Genomic DNA, 22,254 nt, shown 5'->3' with positions numbered 1-22,254 from the left:
CATGAGCACTCGTCGTTTGCGCGGCTGGCTCAAGCCGTCGCTGGGCACTCTGTTCGCCCGTTATTTCTTCGCCACCATGCTGGTGGAGCTGATCATCATCATCGGCTTCGGCTTCCTGGTCACCAAGCTGTACGAGAACAGCGACCGCGACGGCAAGCTGCAATTCATGAACGGCACCGTGAGCCTGATCCGCGAGCAGCTGGCTCAGACGCCGCATCGGGACTGGGACCGCAAGCTCGCCGACATCGCCCGCGCCTTCAGCTATCCGGTCAAACTGATCGCCCATCCTCCCGACGATTTCGAACCGGAAGGCCATGCCGCGCTGCAAGGCGGCCGCCCCTATCTGGATTTCGACAGCCAGTTGCTCTACGTGCCGCTGCCCCATGATCCGCGTCTCTTGCTGCTGGGCCCGCTGGAAGCCCCGGCCAGCAACAGCAGCTGGATCAGCGAAGACATGGAAATCCTGCTGTTGTGGATTCTGCTGACCGGCTCCACGCTGGGCACCCTGATCTACTTCAGCCTGCGCCCGCTGTGGAAGGACTTGCTGGAAGTGCGCCGCAAGGCGGAGGTGTTCGCCGACGGCGACTTCAGCGCCCGCGCCCAACCGTCCAAAAGCCGGCTGCTGGCCCCCCTGTCCCTGGCCTTCAACAGCATGGCCGCGCGGCTGGAGCGGCAGATGGAAACCCGCCAGGCCTTGTCCCACGCCATCGCCCACGAGATCCGCACCCCGATCGCGCGGCTGCGCTTCGGTCTGACCATGCTGGAGGAAGAAGAGGACGAACAGGAATGGCGGCGCTACCGCGAAGGCATGGAGCGCGATATGCAGGAGCTGGAGGAGCTGTTCAACACCAGCATGGAGTTCGCCAAGCTCAACCGCAACGAAGTGCCGCTGCACTGGGAAACCGTGGACCTCTACGACTGGTTCGACGATCTGGTCGACCTGGTGACGCCGCTGAAACCGCCGGGCATCGCGCTGGAGCTGGACTGCGCGCTGGGCAACGGCGCGTTCGACCGCAAGCTGATGTATGTGGCCAGCCGCAACCTGCTGCTCAACGCCTTCAAATACGCCAACGCTCAGGTCCGGCTGACCGTGTGTCACAACGCTTCCGGCCAGCTGCTGATTCATGTCGACGACGACGGCTGCGGCATTCCCGAGGCTGAACGCGACAAGGTGTTCGAACCCTTCCTGCGGCTGGACCGCAGCCGCGACCGCGCCACCGGCGGCTATGGTCTGGGGCTGTCCTTCGTCAAGCTGATCACCGAACACCACGGCGGCCAGGCCAGCGTGAGCGCCAGCGAACTGGGCGGCGCGCGCTTTACTCTGCGCATCATGCAACCACAGCAATAAGACCCGCTAAACCAACCCCTGATCCTGCGCTGCGCGGTTTAGTTAGCGGCTCTATGAGCGGCTCAGCGCCCGCTTGCGACCCGTGGGGCCTCACGCGGCGAACACGGCTTCAGAATACGCATCGACCGCTTCTCCGCTTCTTCCTTGTCCCGCTCTTGCCCGCGAGACTTTGAAGAGGCGGCCAAGAACGCCGGCGCCGTCGAAAAGTAAAGCCGCAGTTTGTTAAGCAATCTGAATGGGGTCACGCGCCGTCACAAAGCGGGGACAGGAAGCCAACAGACCCCAAGCCGCCGCGTCGGGATAATGCCAGCATCTCAACTTGGATTCGGGTATTTCCCATGGTTTCTTCACGACCGGCCGCCCTGCTGGTACACGGTCTGGGCGGCAGCGCATACGACCTTGGCGCGCTTGGACGCACGCTGGAGGAGGCGGACATCGTCACGCACACCCCGCTGTTGCCGGGACATGGCGGCGAGCCGGAAGATCTGCTGTCCGTCCGCTGGCAGGACTGGGTGGAAACCATACGCAAGGAATACCTGGAACTGAAGACGCGCCACAAGGTGGTGCATCTGGCCGGCGTTTGCCTGGGCGGCCTGGTGGCGCTGGAAGTGGCGCGGCTGGAAAACCATCAGGACGGCCTCGCCTTGTACGCGCCGCCGCTGTTCCTGGACGGCTGGAGCCTGCCCAAGCTGACCTGGGCGCGCCACATCGTCTACCGCATTCCCGGCCTGGCCAAGAAGATGCGCGTGCCGGAAGTCGAACCCTTCGGCATCAAGAACGCCCGCATCCGCAAGGCCATCCAGCAGCGCTTCGAACGCGGCGAACGCTTCCACTACGCCTACATCCCGCTGGCCTGCATCCGCCAAGTGGATGGGCTGCGCCGCCAGCTGATGTCGCGGCTGGAAGAGATCACCTGCCCGACGCTGATCGTGCATGCCGACGAGGACGACATCACCAGCCCGCGCTCGGCCCGCTATCTGCAGCGCTATCTGGGCGGCAAGGTCGACTTCATGCCCTTGTCCAATAGCTACCACATGGTGATGGTGGACAATGAACGCGGCGAGGTGCTCAAGCGCAGCCTGAAGTTTTTCAACCAGCGCGCCCAAGCCCGGGCCGCCGCCGCTGAACACGCCGACTGGGCCGTCTTCGCCGCCGCCTGAGCGCCGCGTCGCCGCCATCAGGGCAAGCCTCAGGCTTGCCTTTTTTCTTGCCTGCGCCAGCCGCGCCCGCCCCTTCTTCAACTAAAGTTGCAAGCAATCACAACTAAACATTGAATTTAACAGCTGCGCAAACTTCCCGGCCGCCCCGTCATCAACCGTCATCAAGCCAGAACACAGCGACAATGGAAGACGAGGACCGGCTGAAGCAAACTGTTTGCACGAGCCGGATCGGCCCCCCGCCGGTCTTGCAACGGTTCCGTTCTCTTTTCCCTTTGTGTGACTTTGCGTGCCCGCCGGCTCCGGCGGGCATCTTTTCTTTTCCCTGCCCGTCCCGCTTTGTTACAGATAGTTACACAAGCCCTCCATCGATCACACAAAGAGCGTTTACAAGCTCAACAGACTGACTTGGTTCCTGTTCGCACAATATCGCAGTTATCAACAAAGCAAACAGTCGCAAAAATGAAAAAACTGATTACTGCTTCCGTGCTGAGCCTGGCAGCTCTGACCGCACACGCCGCCGACCCGGGCTTCTACGTCTTCGGCAACACCGGTTACAACTTCTCCAAGCCGGAGTCCGGCAACCGCAACATCGTCCTGAAAGACGCCAAGGCCGCCGGCACGGTATGGGAACTGGGCGCCGGTTACCGCTTCAACCAATACCTGGCCACCGAGCTGTCCTACGCTGACTTCGGCAAATCCACGGCCAACGGCTCCTTCAGCGGCCGCACCGGCAACGGCTCCGTCGCCACCAAGGCCGAGCGCATCGCCGTGCTGGGCATCCTGCCGGTGACCCAGGATTTGGAAGTTTTCGGCAAGGCCAGCCTGAACAACGTGCACACCAAGCTCAAGATCGACCGAGTTGCCAACAAAACTTTCAACGACACCCGCTTGGGTCTTGGTTTCGGCGCGCAGTATCAGCTGCACAAAAACCTGTCCTTGCGTGGCGAATACGAATACATCGCCGGCACTGACTTCCAGATGGCGGGCCAAAGCGTGGTCAAGACTTCCGGCACCAGCGTGCTGAAGGCCGGCATCAGCTACCACTTCTAATCTCAGCCTTGCCACGCCCTTCCATCGCCAGCCGCGGCCCCTGTGTCCGCGGCTGGTTTTGCGTTTCAGGCCGCCGGCACCGCCATGCCGCGCCGCACCGCCGGCCGCTCGCCGACGCGTTGGAACCAATCGCTTACCCGCGGAAACGCCGCCAGATCCACCTGATGCCAATCATGACGCGCCGCCCATGGGTAGAGCGCGATGTCGGCGACGCCGTACTCGCCGGCGACGTAATCCCGCCCGGCCAACTGCCGGTCCAGCACGCCGTACAGGCGCAAGGCCTCGTCGTGGTAGCGCTTCTGCGCGTAGGGAAGCTTTTCCGGCGCATAGCGCAGGAAATGATGGGCCTGCCCCAGCATGGGCCCGAAGCCGCCCATCTGGAACATCAGCCATTGCAGCGCCTCGTAGCGCGCCGCGCCCGCCGCCGGCAGCAGACGGCCGAGCTTTTCCGCCAGGTATTGCAGAATGGCGCCGGACTCGAACATCGCCAGCGGCCGACCATCCGGCCCCTCGCTGTCGACGATGGCCGGAATCTTGTTATTGGGACTGATGGCCAGAAAGGACTCGGCGAACTGCTCGCCCTTGCCGATATCCACGGTGTGCACGGCGTATGGCAGCTCCAGTTCTTCCAGCATGATGGAAATCTTGCGCCCATTGGGCGTGCCCCAGGTATACAGATCAATCACGATGCGCGTCTCCCATGTTCAAAGCCCGGGCGGCGCGCCTGCGCGCGCCGCCCCGTCTGCTACAATGCAGCCCATTTCAAGCCTTCAGGATACTGCGATGAGCCAGCCGCGCGTCAATGATGTCAAAGCCTTTCTCTTGGACCTGCAAGACCGCATTTGCGCGGCGCTGGAGCAGGCCGACGGCGGCGCTCAATTCGTCGAGGACGCCTGGCAGCGTCCGGGCGGCGGCGGCGGACGCAGCCGGGTCCTGACCAAGGGCACGCTGTTCGAGCAGGCCGGCGTCAATTTCTCCCATGTCCACGGCGACGCGCTGCCCGCCTCCGCCACCGCCCACCGGCCGGAGCTGGCCGGCCGCGGCTTCCAGGCCATGGGCGTGTCGCTGGTGATCCATCCGGAAAACCCGCACATTCCCACCAGCCACGCCAATGTCCGCTTCTTCATCGCGGAAAAAGAAGGGGAAACGCCGGTATGGTGGTTCGGCGGCGGTTTCGACCTGACCCCGTTCTACCCGGTGGAGGCCGACGTGGTGCACTGGCACCGCGTGGCCCGCGATGTGTGCCGGCCCTTCGGCGAACAGGTCTACCCGGACTACAAGCGCTGGTGCGACGAGTATTTCTTCCTGAAGCACCGCCAAGAGGCGCGCGGCGTCGGCGGCCTGTTCTTCGACGATCTGAACGCCTGGGGCTTCGACTCCTGTTTCCGCTTCATGCAGGCGGTGGGCAAGGGCTTCACCGACGCCTACCTGCCCATCGTCGAGCGCCGCAAAGGCAATAGCTGGGGCCACCGCGAACGTCAGTTCCAGCTTTATCGCCGCGGCCGCTATGTTGAATTCAATCTGGTTTGGGACCGCGGCACCCTGTTCGGCCTGCAGTCCGGGGGACGCACCGAATCCATCCTGATGTCGATGCCGCCGCTGGCGCGCTGGGAGTACGATTATCAGCCGGAGCCGGGCAGCCCGGAAGCAGCGCTGACCGAGCGCTTTCTGGCCCCGCGCGACTGGCTGGCCTAAGCGCCGCGGCCAAGCCGGATGCCGCCGCTTTCTCCAGCCCGCACATGAGTTTAGCCAATCACAAGGGCGGCGAAATCGGGTATCCTTGCGCAGCTGTCCATAATAATCCAATGACTATCCGTTCCGCATGAATCAACCCCATTTTTCGGCCGGGCTCTCCGGCCCCGCCGCCCGTCCCTGGCTGGAGCCGGCGCTGTGGCTGCTGTTCGCCGTCGTCTGGTTCGGCTCCCTCGGCTACCGCGGGCTGATTCACGCCGACGAGGGCCGCTACGCCACGCTGTCGCTGTTCATGTTGCACAGCGGCGACTGGATCACGCCGCGGCTGAACGGCCTGCTGTATTTCGAAAAGCCGGCGCTGCAATATTGGATGGGCGCGCTGAGTTTCGCCGCCTTCGGCGTCAACGAGTTCGCCGCCCGCTTCTGGCCCGGCCTGACCGGCTTTCTGACGGTGGCGATGTGCGGCTTCACCGCGCGCCGGCTGTGGGGCGTCGACGCCGGCCGCTACGCGGCGCTGGCCGCCGGCAGCTGCGCCTGGATCGTGGCCAACAGTCATTTCCTGTCTCTGGACATGGGCGTCAGCTTTTTCCTGACCGTGGCGCTGTGCGGCTTCCTGCTGGCCCAGCGCGACGACGCCGGCCCGCGCGAAACGCGCCACTGGATGTGGCTGACCTGGGCGGCGATGGCCGCCGCCACGCTGAGCAAGGGCTTGATCGGCCTGCTGATCCCCGGCGCCACCCTGGTCTTGTACAGCCTGCTCAACTGGCAATGGGGCTTCTGGAAACGCATGCACTGGCTGAGCGGCCTGGCGCTGTTCCTGCTCCTGACCGCGCCCTGGTTCATCCTGGTGTCCCAGCGCAATCCCGACTTCGCGCATTTCTTCTTCATCCGCGAGCACCTGGAGCGCTTCCTCACCACCGAGCACAAGCGCACCGGCGCGCCGTGGTATTTCGTGCCCTATCTGCTGCTGGGCCTGCTGCCCTGGACCAGCCTGCTGCCGGCCTTGTGCCGGGACGGCTGGCGCGAGCCGGGCGCGCGGCTGCGCGTCGGCCGCCTGCTGCTGATCTGGTCGGTCTTCATCTTCGCCTTCTTCAGCAAGTCCAGCTCCAAGCTGCCGTCCTACATCCTGCCGCTGTTCCCGGCGCTGGCGCTGCTGCTGGCGCCCACGCTGCAGCGCATGCCGGCCGCCGCGCTGAAGAAGCACCTGCTGCCGGCGCTGCTGCTGTGGCTGGCGGCGCTTGGTCTTTACCCCTTCGTCGACCGTTTCGCATCCGAGGACATCCCCCTCGACGTGCTGCACGGCTTCGCCCATTTCGTCGTCGCCGCCGCGCTGCTGTTCCTGATCTGCGCCGTCGTCGCCTGGCGTTTGCTGGGCCGCGAGCGCAAGCTGGCCGCGCTATGCTGGCTGGCCTTCGGCAGCCTGCTCGCCGTCAGCGTCGCCGCCGCCGGCCACGACAGCTACGGCCGGCTGAAGGGCAGCAAGGAAATCGTGCGCCAGATTCAGCCCTATCTGGGGCAGGACACCCCGGTGTTCTCGGTGCGCTATTACGATCAGACCTTCCCCTTCTACCTGGGCCGCCCGGTCACCCTGGTGCAGTTCGTCGACGAGTTCGAGTTCGGCGAGGGTCAGGAGCCGCAGCGCTGGATGCCGCGGCTGGAACAATTCGTCGCCGCCTGGAAGGCCGCGCCGCGCGCGCTGGCGATGACCGACCCCGCCACCTATCAGGAACTGCAAGCCCAGGGCCTGCCGATGCGGGTGGTCTACCAAGATCCGCGCCGCCTCGTCGTGGCCAAGCCGTGAAACCGCCAACCTTTGGACCCCTTCTAATATGAAGTTGATCGAATTCGGCCTGATTCTGCTCGGCGTGCTGCTCAACGCCGCCGCCCAGCTATGCTTGAAGGCCGGCGTGCGCCAAATCGGCCACTTTGACTTTTCCGCCGCCAACGTGTTGCCGATAGGCTGGTCGCTGGCCACCAATCTGCCCATCGTCGGCGGCCTGTCCTGCTACGTGGTCAGCGTGGTGGTCTGGATCATGGCGCTATCGCGGGTAGAGGTCAGCATCGCTTATCCCATGCTGTCCATCGGCTACGTGGTCAACGCGCTGCTGGCCTATTGGCTGTTCGGCGAGGCCTTGAGCGCGCAGAAACTGATCGGCATCGGCGTCATCATCATCGGCGTGGTGCTGGTGGCACGTAGTTAAGGCTTATATTTGCCACGGAAACACACGGAATGACACGGAAAATAAAACGCCCGCTCAGCAGCCGACAAGATTCAATGGCGCAAAACGAATTTGAATGACTGTTTTTGTCCGTGCATCTCCGTGTGCTTCCGTGGCTAATTTTCAGGGTTTGAATATGGATTTTCTACCGTTTACCCGCCCGGACATCGACGAAGCCACCATCGCCGCCGTCGGCGAGGTGCTGCGCTCCGGCTGGATCACCACCGGTCCCAAGTCCCGCCAGCTGGAAGCCGAGTTGTCCGCCCATGTCGGCGGCCGCCCGGTGCGGGTGGTGGCCTCCGCCACCGCCGCGCTGGAAATGGCCTTGCAGGTGGCCGGCGTCGGCCCCGGCGACGAGGTGATCACCTGCCCGCTGAGCTGGGTGGCCACCGCCAACGTCATTCTCAAGGTGGGCGCCAAGCCGGTGTTCGTCGACGCCGACCGCGCCAGCCGCAATATCGATCTGGACCTGGCGGAACGGGCGATCACGCCGCGCACCCGCGCCATCATCCCGGTGGACTTGGCCGGCCTGCCGGTGGATCGCGACCGCCTGTACGACATCGCCAAGCGCCACCGTCTGCGCGTGGTGGAGGACGCCGCCCAGTCCATGGGCGCCAACTGGCGCGGCCGCCGCATCGGCAGCGACGGCGATCTGGTGTCCTTCAGCTTCCACGCCAACAAGAACATGACCAGCGGCGAAGGCGGCTGCCTGGTGCTGAACGACGAGAACGAGGCGCGCCTGTTCGAGAAGCTGCGCCTGCAGGGCGTGACCCGCCACGCCGACGGCGGCATGGACGTGGACGTGCTGGGCGGCAAGTCCAATATGACCGACATCGCCGCCGCCATCGGCCTGGGCCAACTGCCGCGGCTGGAAGGCTTCAACGCCCGCCGCCGCGAACTGGCCGCGCTGTATTTCCGCCATTTCGACCGCGAGCTGGGCTGCGAGCTGCCGCTGGAGGACATGGCCCAGAGCAACTGGCATATGTTCCAGCCGCTGCTGCCGCTGGATCGGATGAGCATGGACCGCGGCGAATTCATCGCCCGGATGAAAGACCTGGGCATAGGCGTGGGCGTGCACTACCCCGCCATGCATTTGTTCACCCTGTTCCGCGAGATGGGCTTCCAGCCGGGCGACTTCCCGGTGGCGGAAGACATCGGCCGCCGCACCGTCACCCTGCCGCTGTTCCCGGCCATGGCCGACGAGGACGTGGAACGCGTGTGCGCCGCCGTGAGCGGCGTGCTGAAGCCCGTGCGGAGCGTATAAAACATTATGAAAAGCGTAATCGATCTTTCCGTCGTCATCCCGGTATACAACGAGCAGGACGTGCTGCCGGCGCTGTTCGACCGCCTCTACCCGGCGCTGGACGCGCTGGGAGTACGTTATGAAGTCGTCTTCGTCAACGACGGCAGCCGCGACAAGAGCCCGGCCATGCTCGCCGCGCAGTTCGACCTGCGCCCGGACGTGACCCGGGTAGTGCTGTTCAACGGCAATTTCGGCCAGCATCGCGCCATCCTGGCCGGCTTCGAATACAGCCGAGGCGAGCGGGTGGTGACGCTGGACGCCGACTTGCAGAACCCGCCGGAGGACATCAAGCTGCTGCTGGCGGAAATGGACAAGGGACACGACTACGTCGGCTCCATCCGCCGCCAGCGCAACGACAGTCTGTGGCGCCATCTGGCCAGCCGCGCGATGAACCGCCTGCGCGAGAAGCTGACCCGCATCAAGATGACCGACCAGGGCTGCATGATGCGCGCCTACAGCCGCCGCATCATCGACACCATCAATCAGTGCAACGAACTGCACACCTTCATCCCGGCGCTGGCCTATCAGTTCGCGCAGAACCCGACCGAAGTCACCGTCGGCCATGAAGAGCGCTTCGCCGGCGAATCCAAGTATTCGCTGTACAGCCTGATCCGCCTGAACTTCGACCTGATGACCGGCTTCTCCATCGTGCCGCTACAGCTGTTCTCGCTGCTGGGCATGCTGGTTTCCGCCGGCTCCGGCGTGCTGGTGGTCTATCTGGTGCTGCGCCGCCTCATCGTTGGACCGGAAGTGGGCGGCCTGTTCACCCTGTTCGCCATCGCCTTCTTGCTGATCGGCATCGCGCTGTTCGGCATCGGCCTGCTTGGCGAATACATCGGCCGCATCTACCAGGAAGTGCGGGATAGACCGCGCTATGTGATCGGCGCGGTGCTGGAGCAAAAGGACAAGCCATGAAAGCCGTGGTCTTCGCTTATCACAATGTCGGCGTGCGCTGCCTGAAGGCGCTGATCGGCGGCGGCGTGGAAGTGGCGCTGGTGGTCACCCACCGCGACAATCCCAAGGAAAACATCTGGTTCGCCAGCGTGGAGCAAGTCGCCCGCGACTACGGCATTCCGGTGATCACCCCGGACGACCCGAACACGCCGGAAACGCTGGCCCAAGTGCAAGCCGCGCGGCCGGACTTCCTGTTCTCTTTTTATTACCGCCACATGCTGAAGGCCCCGCTGCTGGAATCCGCGGCGCGCGGCGCCTTCAATATGCACGGCTCGCTGCTGCCCAAATACCGCGGCCGGGTGCCGATCAACTGGGCCATCATCCACGGCGAAACCGAAACCGGCGCCAGCTTGCACGTGATGAACGTCAAACCGGACAACGGCCCCGTCGTCGACCAGATGGCGGTGCCCATTCTGCCGGACGACAACGCCGACGAAGTGTTCGCCAAGGTCACCGTGGCCGCGGAAATGGTGCTGGCCCGCAGCCTGCCGGCCCTGCTCGCCGGTCAGACCGAGTTCCGCCGGCAGGACTTGAGCCAGGGCGGCTATTTCGGTGGCCGCAAGCCGGAAGACGGCCGCATCGATCCGCGGGCCGGCGCCGCCCAGCTGCACAACTTCGTGCGCGCGCTGACCCACCCGTTCCCGGGCGCCTTCGCCGACACCGAAGGCGGACGGCTGGTGATCTGGAAAACCCTGCGCGCCGGCGGCCACGGCCAGCAATTGCAAGCGGCCCGGCTACACTCAGAACACGGCGCGCTGTGGCTGGACGCCGTGGACGGCGGCCGCCTGAAGGTTCTGTCCGCCACGCTGGACGGCGCGGCGCTGGAGCCGGCGACGGCGGTGGCGCTGACGCTGGCCTGAGGCGGCGGACTCACGGAATACACATGCAAATCACAGCTCCCTTCCGGGGGCGATGAAGGAAATCTCAATGAAAAAAGTACTGATCCTCGGCGTCAACGGCTTCATCGGCCACCACCTGACCAAGCGCATCATCGAAACCACCGACTGGCACATCTACGGCATGGACATGCACGATGACCGCGTGGCCGAGTGGAAAGACCATCCGCGCTTCCACTTCTTCGAAGGCGACATCACCATCAACAAAGAGTGGATCGAGTACCACGTGAAGAAGTGCGACGTGGTGCTGCCGCTGGTGGCCATCGCCACCCCGTCCACCTATGTGAACAATCCGCTGCGCGTGTTCGAGCTGGACTTCGAAGCCAACCTGCCCATCGTGCGCCAGTGCGTGCAGTACAAGAAACATCTGGTGTTCCCGTCCACCTCGGAAGTCTACGGCATGTGCCATGACGAAGAGTTCGACCCGGAAAACTCCGAGCTGATCTGCGGCCCGATCAACAAGCCGCGCTGGATTTACTCCTGCTCCAAACAGCTGATGGACCGCGTGATCCACGCCTACGGCATGCAGGAAGGCCTGAACTACACCCTGTTCCGTCCGTTCAACTGGATCGGCGGCGGCCTGGACAACATCAACACGCCGAAGGAAGGCTCCAGCCGCGTGATCACCCAGTTCCTGGGCCACATCGTGCGCGGCGAGACCATCAAGCTGGTGGACGGCGGCCATCAAAAGCGCGCCTTCACCTATGTGGACGACGGCATCAGCGCGCTGATGAAGATCATCGAAAACCAGGACGGCAAGGCTTCCGGTCAGATCTACAATATCGGCAACCCGGCCAACAACTACTCCATCCGCGAACTGTCCGCGATGATGCTGGACCTGGCCCGCGTCTACCCGGAATACCAGTTGAACGCCGACAAGGTGAAGATCGAGGAAACCACCTCCGGCGCTTACTACGGCAAAGGCTATCAGGACGTGCAGAACCGCGTACCCAAGATCGCCAACACCATGGCGGACCTGGACTGGAAACCGAGCGTGACCATGGCCGACGCGCTGCGCGGCATCTACGACTACTACCGCGACCAAGTAGCAGCCAGCCGCGACCTGTCCGAGTAAGCGGCTCCCGGCGCCAGGCGAGATAGAAAGCCCGGCGCCGGTTTCAGAGATACCCCATGAAAAAACTCGCCCTTAAAATCGACGTCGACACCTGGCGCGGCACCCGCGACGGCGTGCCGCGGCTGATGCATATGCTGCAGCAGCATCACGCCAAGGCCACGTTTTTGTTCAGCCTGGGCCCGGACCATACCGGCCGCGCGATCAAGCGGGTGTTCCGTCCCGGCTTCCTGTCCAAGGTGTCGCGCACCTCGGTGGTGGAGCACTACGGCATCCGCACCCTGCTCTACGGCACCGTGCTGCCCGGCCCGGACATCGGCAAGCGCGAGGCGGAACTGATGCGCGAAGTGCGCGCACAGGGCTTCGAGGTCGGCATTCACACCTGGGACCACATCAAGTGGCAGGATTACGTCGCCGGCAAGGACGCCGCCTGGACCCGCGCCGAAATGCGCAAGGCGGCCGAGCGCTTCGAACAGATCTTCGGCGAACCGGCGCGCACCCACGGCGCGGCCGGCTGGCAGATCAACGACGCGGCGCTGGCCTATGAGCGCGAACTGGGCATGCTTTACGCGTCCGACGGCCGCGGCAGCCACCCCTTCCAGCCGGTGGACGCCGCCGGCCAGCCCCTGGGCGTGCCGCAGCTGCCCACCACGCTGCCGACGCTGGACGAATTGATAGGCCTGGACGGCCTCACCGCCGACAACGTCCATCATCATATCCTGGCGCTGACCGAAGAAGCGCCGGCCACCGGCCATGTGTACACCCTGCACGCCGAGCTGGAAGGCCTGCGTCTGGGCTATACCTTCGAGCATCTGCTGGTGGGCTGGCAAGCCCAGGGCTATCAGCTGTGCAGCTGCATCGAGCTGTTCAGCAGCCTGGACACGGCCGCGCTGCCCACCGGTCGCGTGGTGATGGGAGAGATTCCCGGCCGCAGCGGCACGCTGGCGCTGCAAGCCTAAGAACCAGTGCTCTATCTTTTAGGGCTGAAACGACAGCCCACCCAGCCGCCGCCCGGTTTCATTTCCCGGCCGGCGGCGTCTGCGCGGCCAGTTGGTCCAGCATCGCGCGCAACGCGTCCATGCGCTCCTCCAAGCCTTCCGCGCCGCCCTGCAACAGCATGCTCTCCAGTTCCCGCGCCAATTCCGCCAGCTCGCGCTGCTCCATGGTCAAGGCCGCGCCGGAGATCCGGTGCAGATGCTGGCTGGCCGTGGACCAGTGAGCGTGCTGGACCGCCCGCACCGCCTGGCGGTAATCGCGCTCGTTATGCTCGATGAACATCTGCCATAGACCGCTGACCTGGGGCGGAGATTCGACGGCCTCGGAGACCGGCGCCGCGTCCGGCAGCCACATGAGCAAGATATGCTGCAAATCCCTGAGCCGCAGGGGCTTGACCAGCACGCCGTTCATGCCGCTGTCCATGCACCGTTCCCGGTGCAGATCGTCATTGGCCGCGGAAATCGCCACGATGGGCAGCAAGGCGCCGCCCTCCTCGCGCTCCCATGCGCGGATGCGCCGCGTCGCCTCGTAACCGCTGATGTCCGGCAGGCTGCAGTCCATCAGGATCAAGCGCACCTCCGGGTGTTCCTTCAGGATGGACAAGCTGCTCATGCCGGTGCTGGCCACCGTGGCGCGGCAGCCCAATTGGCGCAGCTGCTCGCAAATCATCAGCTGATTGGCCGGATGGTCTTCCACCACCAGCACCAGCTGTCCCTGCCCCACCGCCTGCGGCGGGCCGGAGGCTTCTTCCTCCGCCGCCTCCTTGACCAGCGCCGGCCCCAAACGCACCGGCAGCTTGATAGTGAGAATGGTCCCGGACGCGCCGTCGCTGTCCAGCGTGATGCGCCCCTGCATCAACTCCACCAAGCGCTTGCAGATGCTCAGCCCCAGCCCCGAACCGCCGAACTTGCGGGTGGCGACGGAGTCCGCCTGCACGAAAGCGTCGAAAATATTCTTCTGCGCCGCCAGCGGCACGCCTATGCCGGTGTCTATCACCTGGCACACCAGCACGCCGCGCTTGCGGCTTGATTTTCCGCGGCGCAAGTCCGCCTTCAGCGTGACCGTGCCCTTGTCGGTGAACTTGATCGCGTTGGACATCAGATTGTGCAGCACCCGCTGCAAATGCGAAGCGTCCAGCCAGAAGGCGCGCTCCGGCAGTGCATGGACGTAGCGCAGCTCCAGTCCCTTCATCTTGGCCGCCAAGGCGTACAGCCGGACCTGGTCTTCCAGAATGGAGCCGACGTTGACGAAGGACGGGTCCAGGCTTTCCTGGCCCGCGTCCAGCCGCGAGGCGTTGAGAATATTGTTGAGCAGTTGCAGCAGGCTGCTGGCCGCCAGATTGGATTGCAGCACCAGCTCCCGCTGTTTCTCGCCCAAGGACATGGTCTGCAGCAGTTCGCCGGCGGCGATGATGGCGTTCATCGGCGTGCGGATTTCATGACTGACCACCGCCAGAAACTCGCTCTTGGCCGCTTCGCCCGTCCTCGCCTTGCGCAGCAGCAAGGTGGTGGTGCGTATCACCAGCAGCAGGACGAAGAACAGCAGCACCAGCAGGGTGCCTTCGCCGGCGTAACTCCTGAACACGCTGGAGACGGACGGCCGCGGCGCCACTTGCTCCTCCCAGGCGGAGCGGGCGGCGTCGACGTCGTCGGCCGACATCGTGTCCAGGCTGCGCCGCAGGATGGCGTAGAGCAAGGGCTGGTGCTTGCTGACCCCCATCCGGTAAATGGCGTAATAGCCGGGCAGCGCGCCGGAGCTGCTCAGATCGGGGAAACGGTAATTCAGCAGGAAGCGCGCATAGCTTTCCGGCACCAGGCCGATGTCCGCCCTCCGGTCCTGGATCGCCAGCAAGGCCTGAGTGGGCGTCTCCGCCGCCACCAGGTCCGGGTTGGCGTGATCGCCCAGCAGCCAGGAGCGCGAGTTGTCGTTGAAGATGAAGGCGAGCTTGCGCCCGTGCAGATTGTCGTGGTCGAACACCACCGGGTAGTCGCGGCGCGTGATCGCCATCAAGGGCTGCGAGGAATATGGCTGGGTGAAGTAGTAATTCTTGTTCAGGTTCAGTTCGCCGATCGCGTCCTGATTGATGCTGGCCAGCATCATCGCCCGCCCATTGCCGCTGGCCTCGATCAGGGCCTGCGCCGAATGCACTTGCACGATATTGAAGCGCAAACCGCTTTTCTCGCTGACGTATTGCAGGAAAAAAGCCTCGACCCCCTTGTAATGGACGTTGCTGTTCTTGCGCTTGGCCGCCGGTTTGGACCTGAGCACGTACACGTCCACCACCGGATTCCGGCTGACCCAGGCCTCTTCCTCCCGGCTCAGCGGGATCTTGCTGCCCTGGTCGGCGCAAGCGGACAAAACGCCGCACAGGACGAGCAGGCCGCTCAAATGTTGAAATCGCACCGCTACTCCAATTTGGAGTTCAATAAAAACAACTCCCTGTCCGTATTGATGCCCAGTTTCTGGAAAGCCGCTTTTTTCTGAGTGCTGACCGTCTTGATGCTGCGCGAGAACTTCTCCGCGATCTGGCTGGTGCTCATGCCGTCCAGACAGCAGCGCACCACCTCGCGCTCCCGCGGCGACAAACGCGCATACGGGTCCAGCGTCCGCCCCTCCTCCAGCTTGATGTCGCCCGACAGCAAGAGATTCATCTCGCTCATCATCTTGACGGTCAGGTACACCCGCCCGGCATAAACGCTGTGGATGGCGCCCGCCAGCGCGTCCACCGGCTGCGACTTGCTGAAAAAACCCCTGGCGCCCGCGCGCAGCATCAGATTGACCGTTCCCACCAGGTCCACCGACGACAGCACCAGGACCTTGCACTCCGGATAACGGACATTGATGGACTGAATCAGGTTCAGCCCGTCCACCTCGTTGCTGCCCAGGGAGAAATCCATCAACAAGACATCCGGCAGCCGCTTGCGGAAAACCGCCAGCAACTGGGTGCTCTGCGCGAAACTGCCGACAATCTCGAACTCCGGGTATTGCTTGAGCTTGGCCTCCAGCCCCACCCTGACCACGTCATGGTCATCCAGAATCATCAGCGATATTCTTTTTCTCATGCCGTTCTCGTTAAAGTTGACCAATTCGCTTCCCGCCGCATCCCCTGTCCCGGCGGAACGCCTTGGGGCCGCGCCTAATCGCCCGCGCCGCGCGCGCTCCACTCCTCCGGCGCCTGCCGCGCCAGCTCTATATAGCGCGACGGCGCCATCGGGCGGTACAGGCCGAAGCCCTGGCCGGTCTCGCAGCCCATCTCCCGCAAGGCCTTGACGTGGCGCGTGCTCTCCACGCCCTCGGCCACCACCTGCAGATTCAACTCCTTGCCCAGCAGGATGGAGGAGCGGACGATTTCATAATGCCGCGAGCTCTCCAGCATCGAGGCGACGAATAATTGATCAAGCTTCAAGGATGAAAACGGCATGGCGGACAACATCTTCAGCGAGGAGATGCCTATGCCGTAATCGTCGCAGGCAATGTCGAAACCATTGGCGCGCAGCTGGTTCAGCGCCACCATCAAATCGAGTCCGATTTCCGGCTCCAGGTTTTCCGTCAGCTCGATCACCAGCAGCGAGCGTTCCAGCTTGGTCTTGTCCCAGCGCATGGTGATCTCGCGCACGAGATTGGGCGACGCCAGGGTGGCCGCCGACGCGTTGATGGAAATCGGCAAGCGCACGCCCTTCGCGTTCAGCGCCTGCTGGGTGGAGATCACCCCGCTGAGCACATGGAAGAACAGCAACAGATCCAGCCCCAGCTTGCTCACCACCGGCAGAAACACCGATGGCCGGATATTGCCCCGCGTCGGATGCATGCAGCGCGCCAGCGCCTCGGCGCCGACCACCACCCGTCGCTCAAGCGCACCTGCGGTTGCAGGTCTATCGAGATATTGCCTTTGGAGCACAAGGCCTCGATCACCTCCTGCTCGCTGAAAGGCCGGGTTCCCAAGCGCCCCGGCACGCCGTTGACTCTGGCCGCCTCGGCCATGGCCGCGCGCGCCAGTTCAACCTGGCGCAAAAACTGCGCGCATTCGCCGTCGTCCATGGTCGGATGCGCCGCCCAGACGTAGTTGAAGCCGGCCTCGCGCGCCAGCCTGACGTGCGACTCCTGCAACAGCTTGCCCGCGGCGCTGTGCCACAACAGCATGGGCGCGTCGGCCAGTTCGCCGCGACGCACGCCGGCATGCACCTTGGCGATCAATTCGGCGCCGCCGCCGTCCGGCATCTGAATATCGCACACCAGCAAATCCACCGGCTCGCGCAGCAATTGCTGTTCCGCCTCGCGAATATGGCCGCAATGGCGAATATTGCGAATGCCGGCCTGCGACAGCATGCGCTGAAGGCGCTCATTGTCCCGCGATGATCCGGACACCACCATGACATTAAGATTTTCCATGGATTCCCTACCATTTGGAATACCGACAGCTGAATATCCGCCACGCCCGCGTTGGCGCGCTGTCACGTTTCAACATCCCAAAAAGCATACGATTGATCAGCTTAATTTCCGGACTTGCTTTAGCTAATTCGATAATGACAATGTGGCGGCACATTGCCGGAAGGACGCGGCCAAGGTCAATGAATCTAAAAAAATCATTCAAGGCCGAAAACCCGGTCCGGCAAGCTTCTCCGTCCTCGCCCGGCAGCGGCGGGAAACCACGCTGCCGCTGCCCGCTTAATTGACATCGCCAAGCAAGAGCCGTCATTCAATGAGCCGGCCATATCGGTTCAATTCACAGCGCGCAGCACACCCGCGCGTCCTATGGTCATCGTTCCGGAGACGCCTGCTCGGGTGTGGAATCAAACTGAATCACGCCGTTCTATTTAGGGCTTGTAGACGCCATGATAAGAAAATCCGCTGAAATCAAATATAGGATTTATCTTAAAAACAAATCCAATTGTCATTTTTGTTTTTTAAATATATTTACAATATAAAAACAGGAATCAATTAAACATTAAAAACCGGCATCATCACGAATGGAAAGCGTCAAACGCGCACGCGGACTCCAAGCGGCATGGTCAAACGCGGCCGGCAATGGATTGGGAAAGGGAAACAATAAGCGCCTGCGAGCAAGCGCAAGACCAGGCCTTATGGCGCAGCAAGCGGAATCACAAGGAGGGAATGGGCATGGCTAAGCTGAACTCGCCGTGCAAGGCTTTATCCGCGCAGCGGACTTTGAACAGCTTAGCGCAGGACCAGGCGGCAACGCCCCCTGGCCTGAAATCTGGCGGACGGTTTCGCGCCGGGCCTCTAGCCCGGCGCGGCAAAACTCCGCGGGCGGTCAGCCGCGCTTGTTCAGGCGCAGGGTCAGGGTCAACTCGCCCTCGCCGTCGTTCTGCGACTGAATATTCTTCAACGTGATGCCCGTGGGCAGCAGCACGCTGATGCCGTGGCCGACACCGTACTTAGACAGGGTTTTTTCCAGCTGCCGCGCCATGCCCTTGGCCGGCAGCTTCGCCTCCTCGTCCAGCGCGAAGCCGTAGGATTCGGCGGCGGAGCCCATGGCCTGGTCCACCTGCTCGCGCGGCACGAACTTCTCGGCGGCGCTGGCCAGTTGGCGGGCCGACACGTCTTCCTCGCTGCTCACCAGATTGAGGAATTCATCCTTGAAACGCGCCTGTTGCAGCGGGTCCTCTATCTCCTCCGACAGCTGCTCCACCACGCTGGCCATCATCTTGCTGCTGGACGCCTTGTCCGGCACCCGCATCGCTTTCAGGAAATCGTCCAGCCAGAACTTGGCCTCGCGGCTGAGCCGGTCCACCGCGTAGACAGTGGGGCCGTGCTCCAGGATCAGCGCGCCCTTGTCGATCAAGCGCGGATTGATGCCCGAGGCGTGGCTGATGTCGAACACGTCGCCGGACTCCACCACGGTGAGGAAGTCGTCGCGGATCTCGGACTTGAACACCCCCAGCGCGCGCAGCTCGCGGTCGCCGTCGTTGAGACCGGAAAACAGGATCACCAGCAGATCGCCGGCGTTGATGTTGGGATGCTGCGAACGCGCGTACAAATGCTTGGCGATGCGCTGGGACACCGCCAGGAAATCCAGCTCGCCGCGGAAGAACTGCCGGGTGTAATGGTAGATTTCGTTCAGATTCAGGTCGGACTCATGGAAAAACTGATGCTGGCGCTTGTCCGACACAATGTTCTTCAGATAACCGCCCAGCAACAGCGATGACACTTCCTCGTCCACGGAGCTGGCCCGCTCGGACAGGCGCGCGCCCTCGCCGCGCGCGGCATTGCCCACCCGGTGCACCACCAGCCGCTCCACCCTGCATTCGCCAATCGCCAACATTTCCGCGCTCCCGCCTAAAAATCGAATGCGCGATTATTGCCACTGCGCCCGGGCTTGGCAACCGCGAAAGCGGCCGGCTATTCCGGCAAGGCCAGCGGATCGTCGGTCAGGGAGTCCGCCAGAAAGTCCATCAGCAGCCGAACCTTGGGCGACAGCTGACGGTTATGCGGCGTCAAGGCCCAGATGCCCTCTTCCGGCTCGCGGTAATCGGCCAGCACCTCGATCAGCTCGCCGCTGCTCAAATAGGCGGCGACGTAGTAATCCGGCAATTGCGCCAGCCCCAGGCCCAGCCGCGCCGCGTGCGCCAGCGCGTGGCCGCTGTTGCAGCGCAGGCTGCCCTTGATCCGCACCTGCCGCCTGCGGCCGCCGTCCAGCAGATGCCAGTGTTCGCCGCTCAAAGACAGGCAGTTGTGGCGCTCCAGGTCCGCCGGCTCCAAGGGCGCGCCGCAGCGCTCCAAATAGGCCGGCGCCGCGCAGACATGGTGCCGGCGCGAGGCCAGCCGCCGCGCCATCAGCGTGGAGTCGCTCAGATGGCCGATGCGGATCGCCAGATCGTAACCGTCCTGCACCAGGTCCAGCACCTCGTTGGACAGGTTCAAGCTCGCCTCCAGCTGCGGATGGCGTTGCAGGAAACGGGTCAACAGCGGCGCGATATGGCTTTGGCCGTAAGCCAGCGGCGCGGTCAGCTTGAGCTTGCCCTGCGGCTGCGCCTGATGGCGCGAGATCGCCTGTTCCGCCTCCTCCAGCGAATCCAGCAGCTGCCGGCAGTGGCGCAGATACAACGCGCCGATCTCGGTCAGCGCCTGATGGCGGGTGGTCCGGTACAGCAATTTGGCGCCCAAGCGCTGCTCCAGCTGCGTGACCTGGCGGCTGACCTGGGCGACGGAAATGCCCAGCGCCAGGGCCGCCTTGGTGAAACTGCCCTGTTCCGCCACGCTGACGAATTCGCAGATGCCTTCCCAACCCAACATTATTCCACCTCGGAAAAAATCATTTACCAATTGCCACGATTATCTATTCAAACCCGAGAAATACAATCAAAGTTTTGCTGTCGCCCGGCCTATGGCCCGCGGCGGCTATCCAACACCAAGGAGGGCTCATGAGCCAGGACATCATCAAGTGCAAGGCCGCCGTGGCCTGGGCCGCCGGCCAGCCGCTGAGCATAGAAGAAGTGGAAGTGCAGCCGCCGCGCGCCGGCGAGGTGCGGGTGAAGATGGTGGCCACCGGCGTCTGCCACACCGACGCCTTCACCCTGTCCGGCGAAGACCCGGAAGGCGTGTTCCCCTGCATCCTGGGCCATGAAGGCGGCGGCATCGTCGAATCCGTCGGCCCCGGCGTCAGCAGCGTGGCGGTGGGCGATCACGTGATCCCGCTGTACACCCCGGAATGCCGCGAGTGCAAATTCTGTCTGTCCGGCAAGACCAATCTGTGCCAGAAGATCCGCGCCACCCAGGGCAAGGGCCTGATGCCGGACGGCAGCACCCGCTTCTCCAAGGACGGCAAGCCCATCTATCACTATATGGGCACGTCCACCTTCGCCGAATACACGGTGCTGCCGGAAATCTCGCTGGCCAAGGTCAATCCGGCCGCGCCGCTGGAAGAGGTCTGCCTGCTGGGCTGCGGCGTCACCACCGGCATGGGCGCGGTGATCAACACCGCCAAGGTCAAGGCCGGCGACAGCGTGGCCATCTTCGGCCTGGGCGGTATCGGCCTGTCCGCCATCATCGGCGCGCGCATGGCCGGCGCCGGCCGCATCATCGGCATCGACATCAACGAGAGCAAGTTCGAGCTGGCGAAAAAGCTGGGCGCCAGCGATTGCGTCAACCCCAACGATTTCGACAAGCCCATCCAGGACGTGATCGTGGACATGACCGACGGCGGCGTCGACTTTTCCTTCGAATGCATAGGCAACGTCAAGGTGATGCGCGCGGCGCTGGAGTGCTGCCACAAGGGCTGGGGCGAATCGGTGATCATAGGCGTGGCCGGCGCCGGGCAGGAAATCTCCACCCGCCCGTTCCAGCTGGTCACCGGCCGGGTATGGCGCGGCTCCGCCTTTGGCGGCGTGCGCGGCCGCAGCGAGCTGCCGGACTACGTGGAGCGTTATCTGAAGGGCGAATTCCGCCTGGACGACTTCATCACCCACACCATGCCGCTGGAGCGCGTCAACGAAGCCTTCGATCTGATGCACGAGGGCAAGAGCATCCGTTCCGTGATCCATTACTGAGCCGGAGAGCCGCGTGAACCTGGAAAACATCAGCGCCAACAAATCGTTTGGCGGCTGGCATCGGCAGTATCTGCATGATTCGACGACGCTGGGCTGCCGGATGCGCTTCGCCGTCTACCTGCCGCCGCAGGCCGGCGCCAACCGGCGCGTGCCGGTGCTGTACTGGCTGTCCGGCCTGACCTGCACCGACGAGAACTTCATGCAAAAGGCCGGCGCGCAACGCGTCGCCGCGGAACTGGGAATGGCCATCGTCGCGCCGGACACCAGCCCGCGCGGCGCGGAGGCGGCGGACGACGAAGCTTTCGATCTGGGCCAGGGCGCCAGCTTTTACCTGAACGCCACCCAGGCGCCGTGGGACCGTCACTACCGGATGTACGACTACGTCAGCCAGGAACTGCCGGCGCTGATCGAGGCCAACTTCCCCGTCACCGGGCTGCGCGCGGTGGCCGGCCACTCCATGGGCGGCCACGGCGCGCTGATCTGCGCGCTGAAGCGGCCGCAGGACTATGTCTCGGCATCGGCGTTCAGCCCCATCTGCCACCCGGTCAACGCGCCCTGGGGGCAGAAGGCCTTCGCCGCCTATCTGGGCGAAGACCGCGCCGCCTGGGAAGCCTGGGACGCCAGCCTGCTGCTCAAGCACGCGCCGCGGCAACTGCCCCTGCGCGTGGACATTGGTCTGGCCGACAGCTTTCTGGACGTGCAATTGCAACCTGAGGCGCTGGAGAAGGCGGCGCGGGCCTGCGGCTACCCGCTGGAACTGCACCGCCACGCCGAGTACGACCACAGCTATTACTTCGTCGCCAGCCTGATCGAGGAGCAGTTGCGCTTCCACGCGCGCCACCTCGGCTTGTGAGACGGCGGAACGCAAAAAAGCCAGGCAGAGCCTGGCTTTTTTGTTGAATCTGGTGGAGGGAGAAGGATTCGAACCTTCGAAGGCAGAGCCGTCAGATTTACAGTCTGATCCCTTTGACCGCTCGGGAACCCCTCCAGAGAGAGGCGGATAATATAGCTCCGCGGCGACGGCGTCAATCATCTGCGCGCAATCCCCTCCGCCGAC

20 protein-coding genes and 1 tRNA gene are annotated in these 22,254 nt (G+C 63.8%); 13 read left to right on the top strand and 8 right to left on the bottom strand.

The window, feature by feature from the left end:
• Position 1 precedes the first annotated feature (1 nt).
• The 3 genes from HQN78_RS21455 (at position 2) to HQN78_RS21445 (ending at position 3,558) form a co-directional block, all read left to right on the top strand.
• Positions 2-1,348: an ATP-binding protein gene (locus tag HQN78_RS21455; RefSeq protein WP_235086106.1), complete on the top strand. Its 1,347-nt coding sequence runs from the start codon at positions 2-4 to the stop codon at positions 1,346-1,348.
• Positions 1,349-1,686: 338 nt separating this feature from the next.
• Positions 1,687-2,508 carry a carboxylesterase gene (locus HQN78_RS21450; RefSeq protein WP_107800787.1) on the top strand — a complete coding sequence of 274 codons (822 nt, stop codon included), beginning with the start codon at positions 1,687-1,689 and terminating at the stop codon, positions 2,506-2,508.
• A 459-nt stretch (positions 2,509-2,967) separates the two neighbouring features.
• Complete coding sequence (locus tag HQN78_RS21445; RefSeq protein ID WP_227105341.1) at positions 2,968-3,558, top strand: porin family protein; 591 nt, start codon at positions 2,968-2,970, stop codon at positions 3,556-3,558.
• A gap of 65 nt (positions 3,559-3,623) precedes the next feature.
• On the opposite strand, the gene HQN78_RS21440 is transcribed toward HQN78_RS21445, so the two are convergent.
• A complete protein-coding gene (locus HQN78_RS21440; protein WP_235086104.1) occupies positions 3,624-4,244 on the bottom strand; it encodes a glutathione S-transferase family protein in 621 nt (206 codons plus the stop codon).
• Positions 4,245-4,341: 97 nt separating this feature from the next.
• Between HQN78_RS21440 and hemF the strand changes: the two genes are divergently transcribed.
• The 8 genes from hemF (at position 4,342) to HQN78_RS21400 (ending at position 12,653) form a co-directional block, all read left to right on the top strand.
• Positions 4,342-5,253 carry an oxygen-dependent coproporphyrinogen oxidase gene (gene hemF, locus HQN78_RS21435; RefSeq protein ID WP_235086102.1) on the top strand — a complete coding sequence of 304 codons (912 nt, stop codon included), beginning with the start codon at positions 4,342-4,344 and terminating at the stop codon, positions 5,251-5,253.
• Between the two features lie 127 nt (positions 5,254-5,380).
• Complete coding sequence (locus tag HQN78_RS21430) at positions 5,381-7,051, top strand: glycosyltransferase family 39 protein (RefSeq protein WP_235086100.1); 1,671 nt, start codon at positions 5,381-5,383, stop codon at positions 7,049-7,051.
• Positions 7,052-7,079: 28 nt separating this feature from the next.
• Positions 7,080-7,451, top strand: a complete 372-nt coding sequence (locus HQN78_RS21425; RefSeq protein ID WP_107800792.1) for an SMR family transporter — start codon at positions 7,080-7,082, stop codon at positions 7,449-7,451.
• A 154-nt stretch (positions 7,452-7,605) separates the two neighbouring features.
• Positions 7,606-8,733, top strand: coding sequence for a DegT/DnrJ/EryC1/StrS aminotransferase family protein (locus HQN78_RS21420; RefSeq protein WP_235086097.1), 1,128 nt, complete (start codon positions 7,606-7,608; stop codon positions 8,731-8,733).
• A 6-nt stretch (positions 8,734-8,739) separates the two neighbouring features.
• Entirely contained in the window at positions 8,740-9,687 is a 948-nt protein-coding gene (locus HQN78_RS21415) for a glycosyltransferase (RefSeq protein ID WP_107800794.1), read from the top strand.
• Positions 9,684-10,586: a formyltransferase gene (locus tag HQN78_RS21410; protein ID WP_235086095.1), complete on the top strand. Its 903-nt coding sequence runs from the start codon at positions 9,684-9,686 to the stop codon at positions 10,584-10,586. The genes HQN78_RS21415 and HQN78_RS21410 overlap by 4 nt, the downstream gene beginning before the upstream one ends.
• Positions 10,587-10,653: 67 nt before the next feature.
• The gene (locus HQN78_RS21405) at positions 10,654-11,697 is read left to right on the top strand and encodes a bifunctional UDP-4-keto-pentose/UDP-xylose synthase (RefSeq protein ID WP_107800796.1); all 1,044 of its coding nucleotides are present in this window, start codon (positions 10,654-10,656) and stop codon (positions 11,695-11,697) included.
• Between the two features lie 56 nt (positions 11,698-11,753).
• Positions 11,754-12,653 carry a 4-deoxy-4-formamido-L-arabinose-phosphoundecaprenol deformylase gene (locus HQN78_RS21400; protein WP_235086093.1) on the top strand — a complete coding sequence of 300 codons (900 nt, stop codon included), beginning with the start codon at positions 11,754-11,756 and terminating at the stop codon, positions 12,651-12,653.
• 58 nt (positions 12,654-12,711) lie between these two features.
• Here the strand turns inward: HQN78_RS21400 and HQN78_RS21395 are convergent, their stop codons facing one another.
• The 6 genes from HQN78_RS21395 to HQN78_RS21370 form a co-directional block, all read right to left on the bottom strand.
• The gene (locus HQN78_RS21395) at positions 12,712-15,093 is read right to left on the bottom strand and encodes an ATP-binding protein (protein ID WP_235086090.1); all 2,382 of its coding nucleotides are present in this window, start codon (positions 15,091-15,093) and stop codon (positions 12,712-12,714) included.
• A 2-nt stretch (positions 15,094-15,095) separates the two neighbouring features.
• A complete protein-coding gene (locus HQN78_RS21390; protein WP_146176722.1) occupies positions 15,096-15,752 on the bottom strand; it encodes a response regulator transcription factor in 657 nt (218 codons plus the stop codon).
• Between the two features lie 74 nt (positions 15,753-15,826).
• Positions 15,827-16,498: an EAL domain-containing protein gene (locus HQN78_RS21385; RefSeq protein ID WP_235086087.1), complete on the bottom strand. Its 672-nt coding sequence runs from the start codon at positions 16,496-16,498 to the stop codon at positions 15,827-15,829.
• On the bottom strand, positions 16,447-17,079 hold the full coding sequence (locus HQN78_RS21380) for a response regulator (protein ID WP_235086084.1): 633 nt from the start codon (positions 17,077-17,079) through the stop codon (positions 16,447-16,449). Before HQN78_RS21380 ends, HQN78_RS21385 begins: the two co-directional genes overlap by 52 nt.
• Before the next feature lie 883 nt (positions 17,080-17,962).
• Positions 17,963-18,973: a nucleoid-associated protein gene (locus tag HQN78_RS21375; RefSeq protein ID WP_227105359.1), complete on the bottom strand. Its 1,011-nt coding sequence runs from the start codon at positions 18,971-18,973 to the stop codon at positions 17,963-17,965.
• 77 nt (positions 18,974-19,050) lie between these two features.
• A complete protein-coding gene (locus tag HQN78_RS21370) occupies positions 19,051-19,944 on the bottom strand; it encodes a LysR substrate-binding domain-containing protein (RefSeq protein ID WP_235086081.1) in 894 nt (297 codons plus the stop codon).
• Between the two features lie 140 nt (positions 19,945-20,084).
• Between HQN78_RS21370 and HQN78_RS21365 the strand changes: the two genes are divergently transcribed.
• Positions 20,085-21,197, top strand: a complete 1,113-nt coding sequence (locus HQN78_RS21365; protein ID WP_370646617.1) for an S-(hydroxymethyl)glutathione dehydrogenase/class III alcohol dehydrogenase — start codon at positions 20,085-20,087, stop codon at positions 21,195-21,197.
• Positions 21,198-21,216: 19 nt separating this feature from the next.
• Positions 21,217-22,050 carry an S-formylglutathione hydrolase gene (gene fghA, locus HQN78_RS21360; protein WP_235089881.1) on the top strand — a complete coding sequence of 278 codons (834 nt, stop codon included), beginning with the start codon at positions 21,217-21,219 and terminating at the stop codon, positions 22,048-22,050.
• Positions 22,051-22,100: 50 nt separating this feature from the next.
• Here fghA and HQN78_RS21355 read toward each other — a convergent pair.
• Positions 22,101-22,185, bottom strand: a tRNA-Tyr gene (locus tag HQN78_RS21355).
• Positions 22,186-22,254 lie beyond the last annotated feature (69 nt).

This window comes from Chromobacterium sp. Beijing (assembly GCF_021496765.1).
In the GTDB taxonomy this organism is placed as follows: domain Bacteria; phylum Pseudomonadota; class Gammaproteobacteria; order Burkholderiales; family Chromobacteriaceae; genus Chromobacterium.
This window is presented reverse-complemented; position numbering and strand designations above follow the sequence as displayed.

Coding starts and splice junctions, on each gene's coding strand:
- HQN78_RS21455 (WP_235086106.1), top strand. CDS start 2: ATGAGCACTCGTCGTTTGCGCGGCTGGCTCAAGCCGTCGCTGGGCACT.
- HQN78_RS21450 (WP_107800787.1), top strand. CDS start 1,687: ATGGTTTCTTCACGACCGGCCGCCCTGCTGGTACACGGTCTGGGCGGC.
- HQN78_RS21445 (WP_227105341.1), top strand. CDS start 2,968: ATGAAAAAACTGATTACTGCTTCCGTGCTGAGCCTGGCAGCTCTGACC.
- hemF (WP_235086102.1), top strand. CDS start 4,342: ATGAGCCAGCCGCGCGTCAATGATGTCAAAGCCTTTCTCTTGGACCTG.
- HQN78_RS21430 (WP_235086100.1), top strand. CDS start 5,381: ATGAATCAACCCCATTTTTCGGCCGGGCTCTCCGGCCCCGCCGCCCGT.
- HQN78_RS21425 (WP_107800792.1), top strand. CDS start 7,080: ATGAAGTTGATCGAATTCGGCCTGATTCTGCTCGGCGTGCTGCTCAAC.
- HQN78_RS21420 (WP_235086097.1), top strand. CDS start 7,606: ATGGATTTTCTACCGTTTACCCGCCCGGACATCGACGAAGCCACCATC.
- HQN78_RS21415 (WP_107800794.1), top strand. CDS start 8,740: ATGAAAAGCGTAATCGATCTTTCCGTCGTCATCCCGGTATACAACGAG.
- HQN78_RS21410 (WP_235086095.1), top strand. CDS start 9,684: ATGAAAGCCGTGGTCTTCGCTTATCACAATGTCGGCGTGCGCTGCCTG.
- HQN78_RS21405 (WP_107800796.1), top strand. CDS start 10,654: ATGAAAAAAGTACTGATCCTCGGCGTCAACGGCTTCATCGGCCACCAC.
- HQN78_RS21400 (WP_235086093.1), top strand. CDS start 11,754: ATGAAAAAACTCGCCCTTAAAATCGACGTCGACACCTGGCGCGGCACC.
- HQN78_RS21390 (WP_146176722.1), bottom strand. CDS start 15,752: ATGAGAAAAAGAATATCGCTGATGATTCTGGATGACCATGACGTGGTC.
- HQN78_RS21385 (WP_235086087.1), bottom strand. CDS start 16,498: ATGCATCCGACGCGGGGCAATATCCGGCCATCGGTGTTTCTGCCGGTG.
- HQN78_RS21380 (WP_235086084.1), bottom strand. CDS start 17,079: ATGGAAAATCTTAATGTCATGGTGGTGTCCGGATCATCGCGGGACAAT.
- HQN78_RS21375 (WP_227105359.1), bottom strand. CDS start 18,973: ATGTTGGCGATTGGCGAATGCAGGGTGGAGCGGCTGGTGGTGCACCGG.
- HQN78_RS21370 (WP_235086081.1), bottom strand. CDS start 19,944: ATGTTGGGTTGGGAAGGCATCTGCGAATTCGTCAGCGTGGCGGAACAG.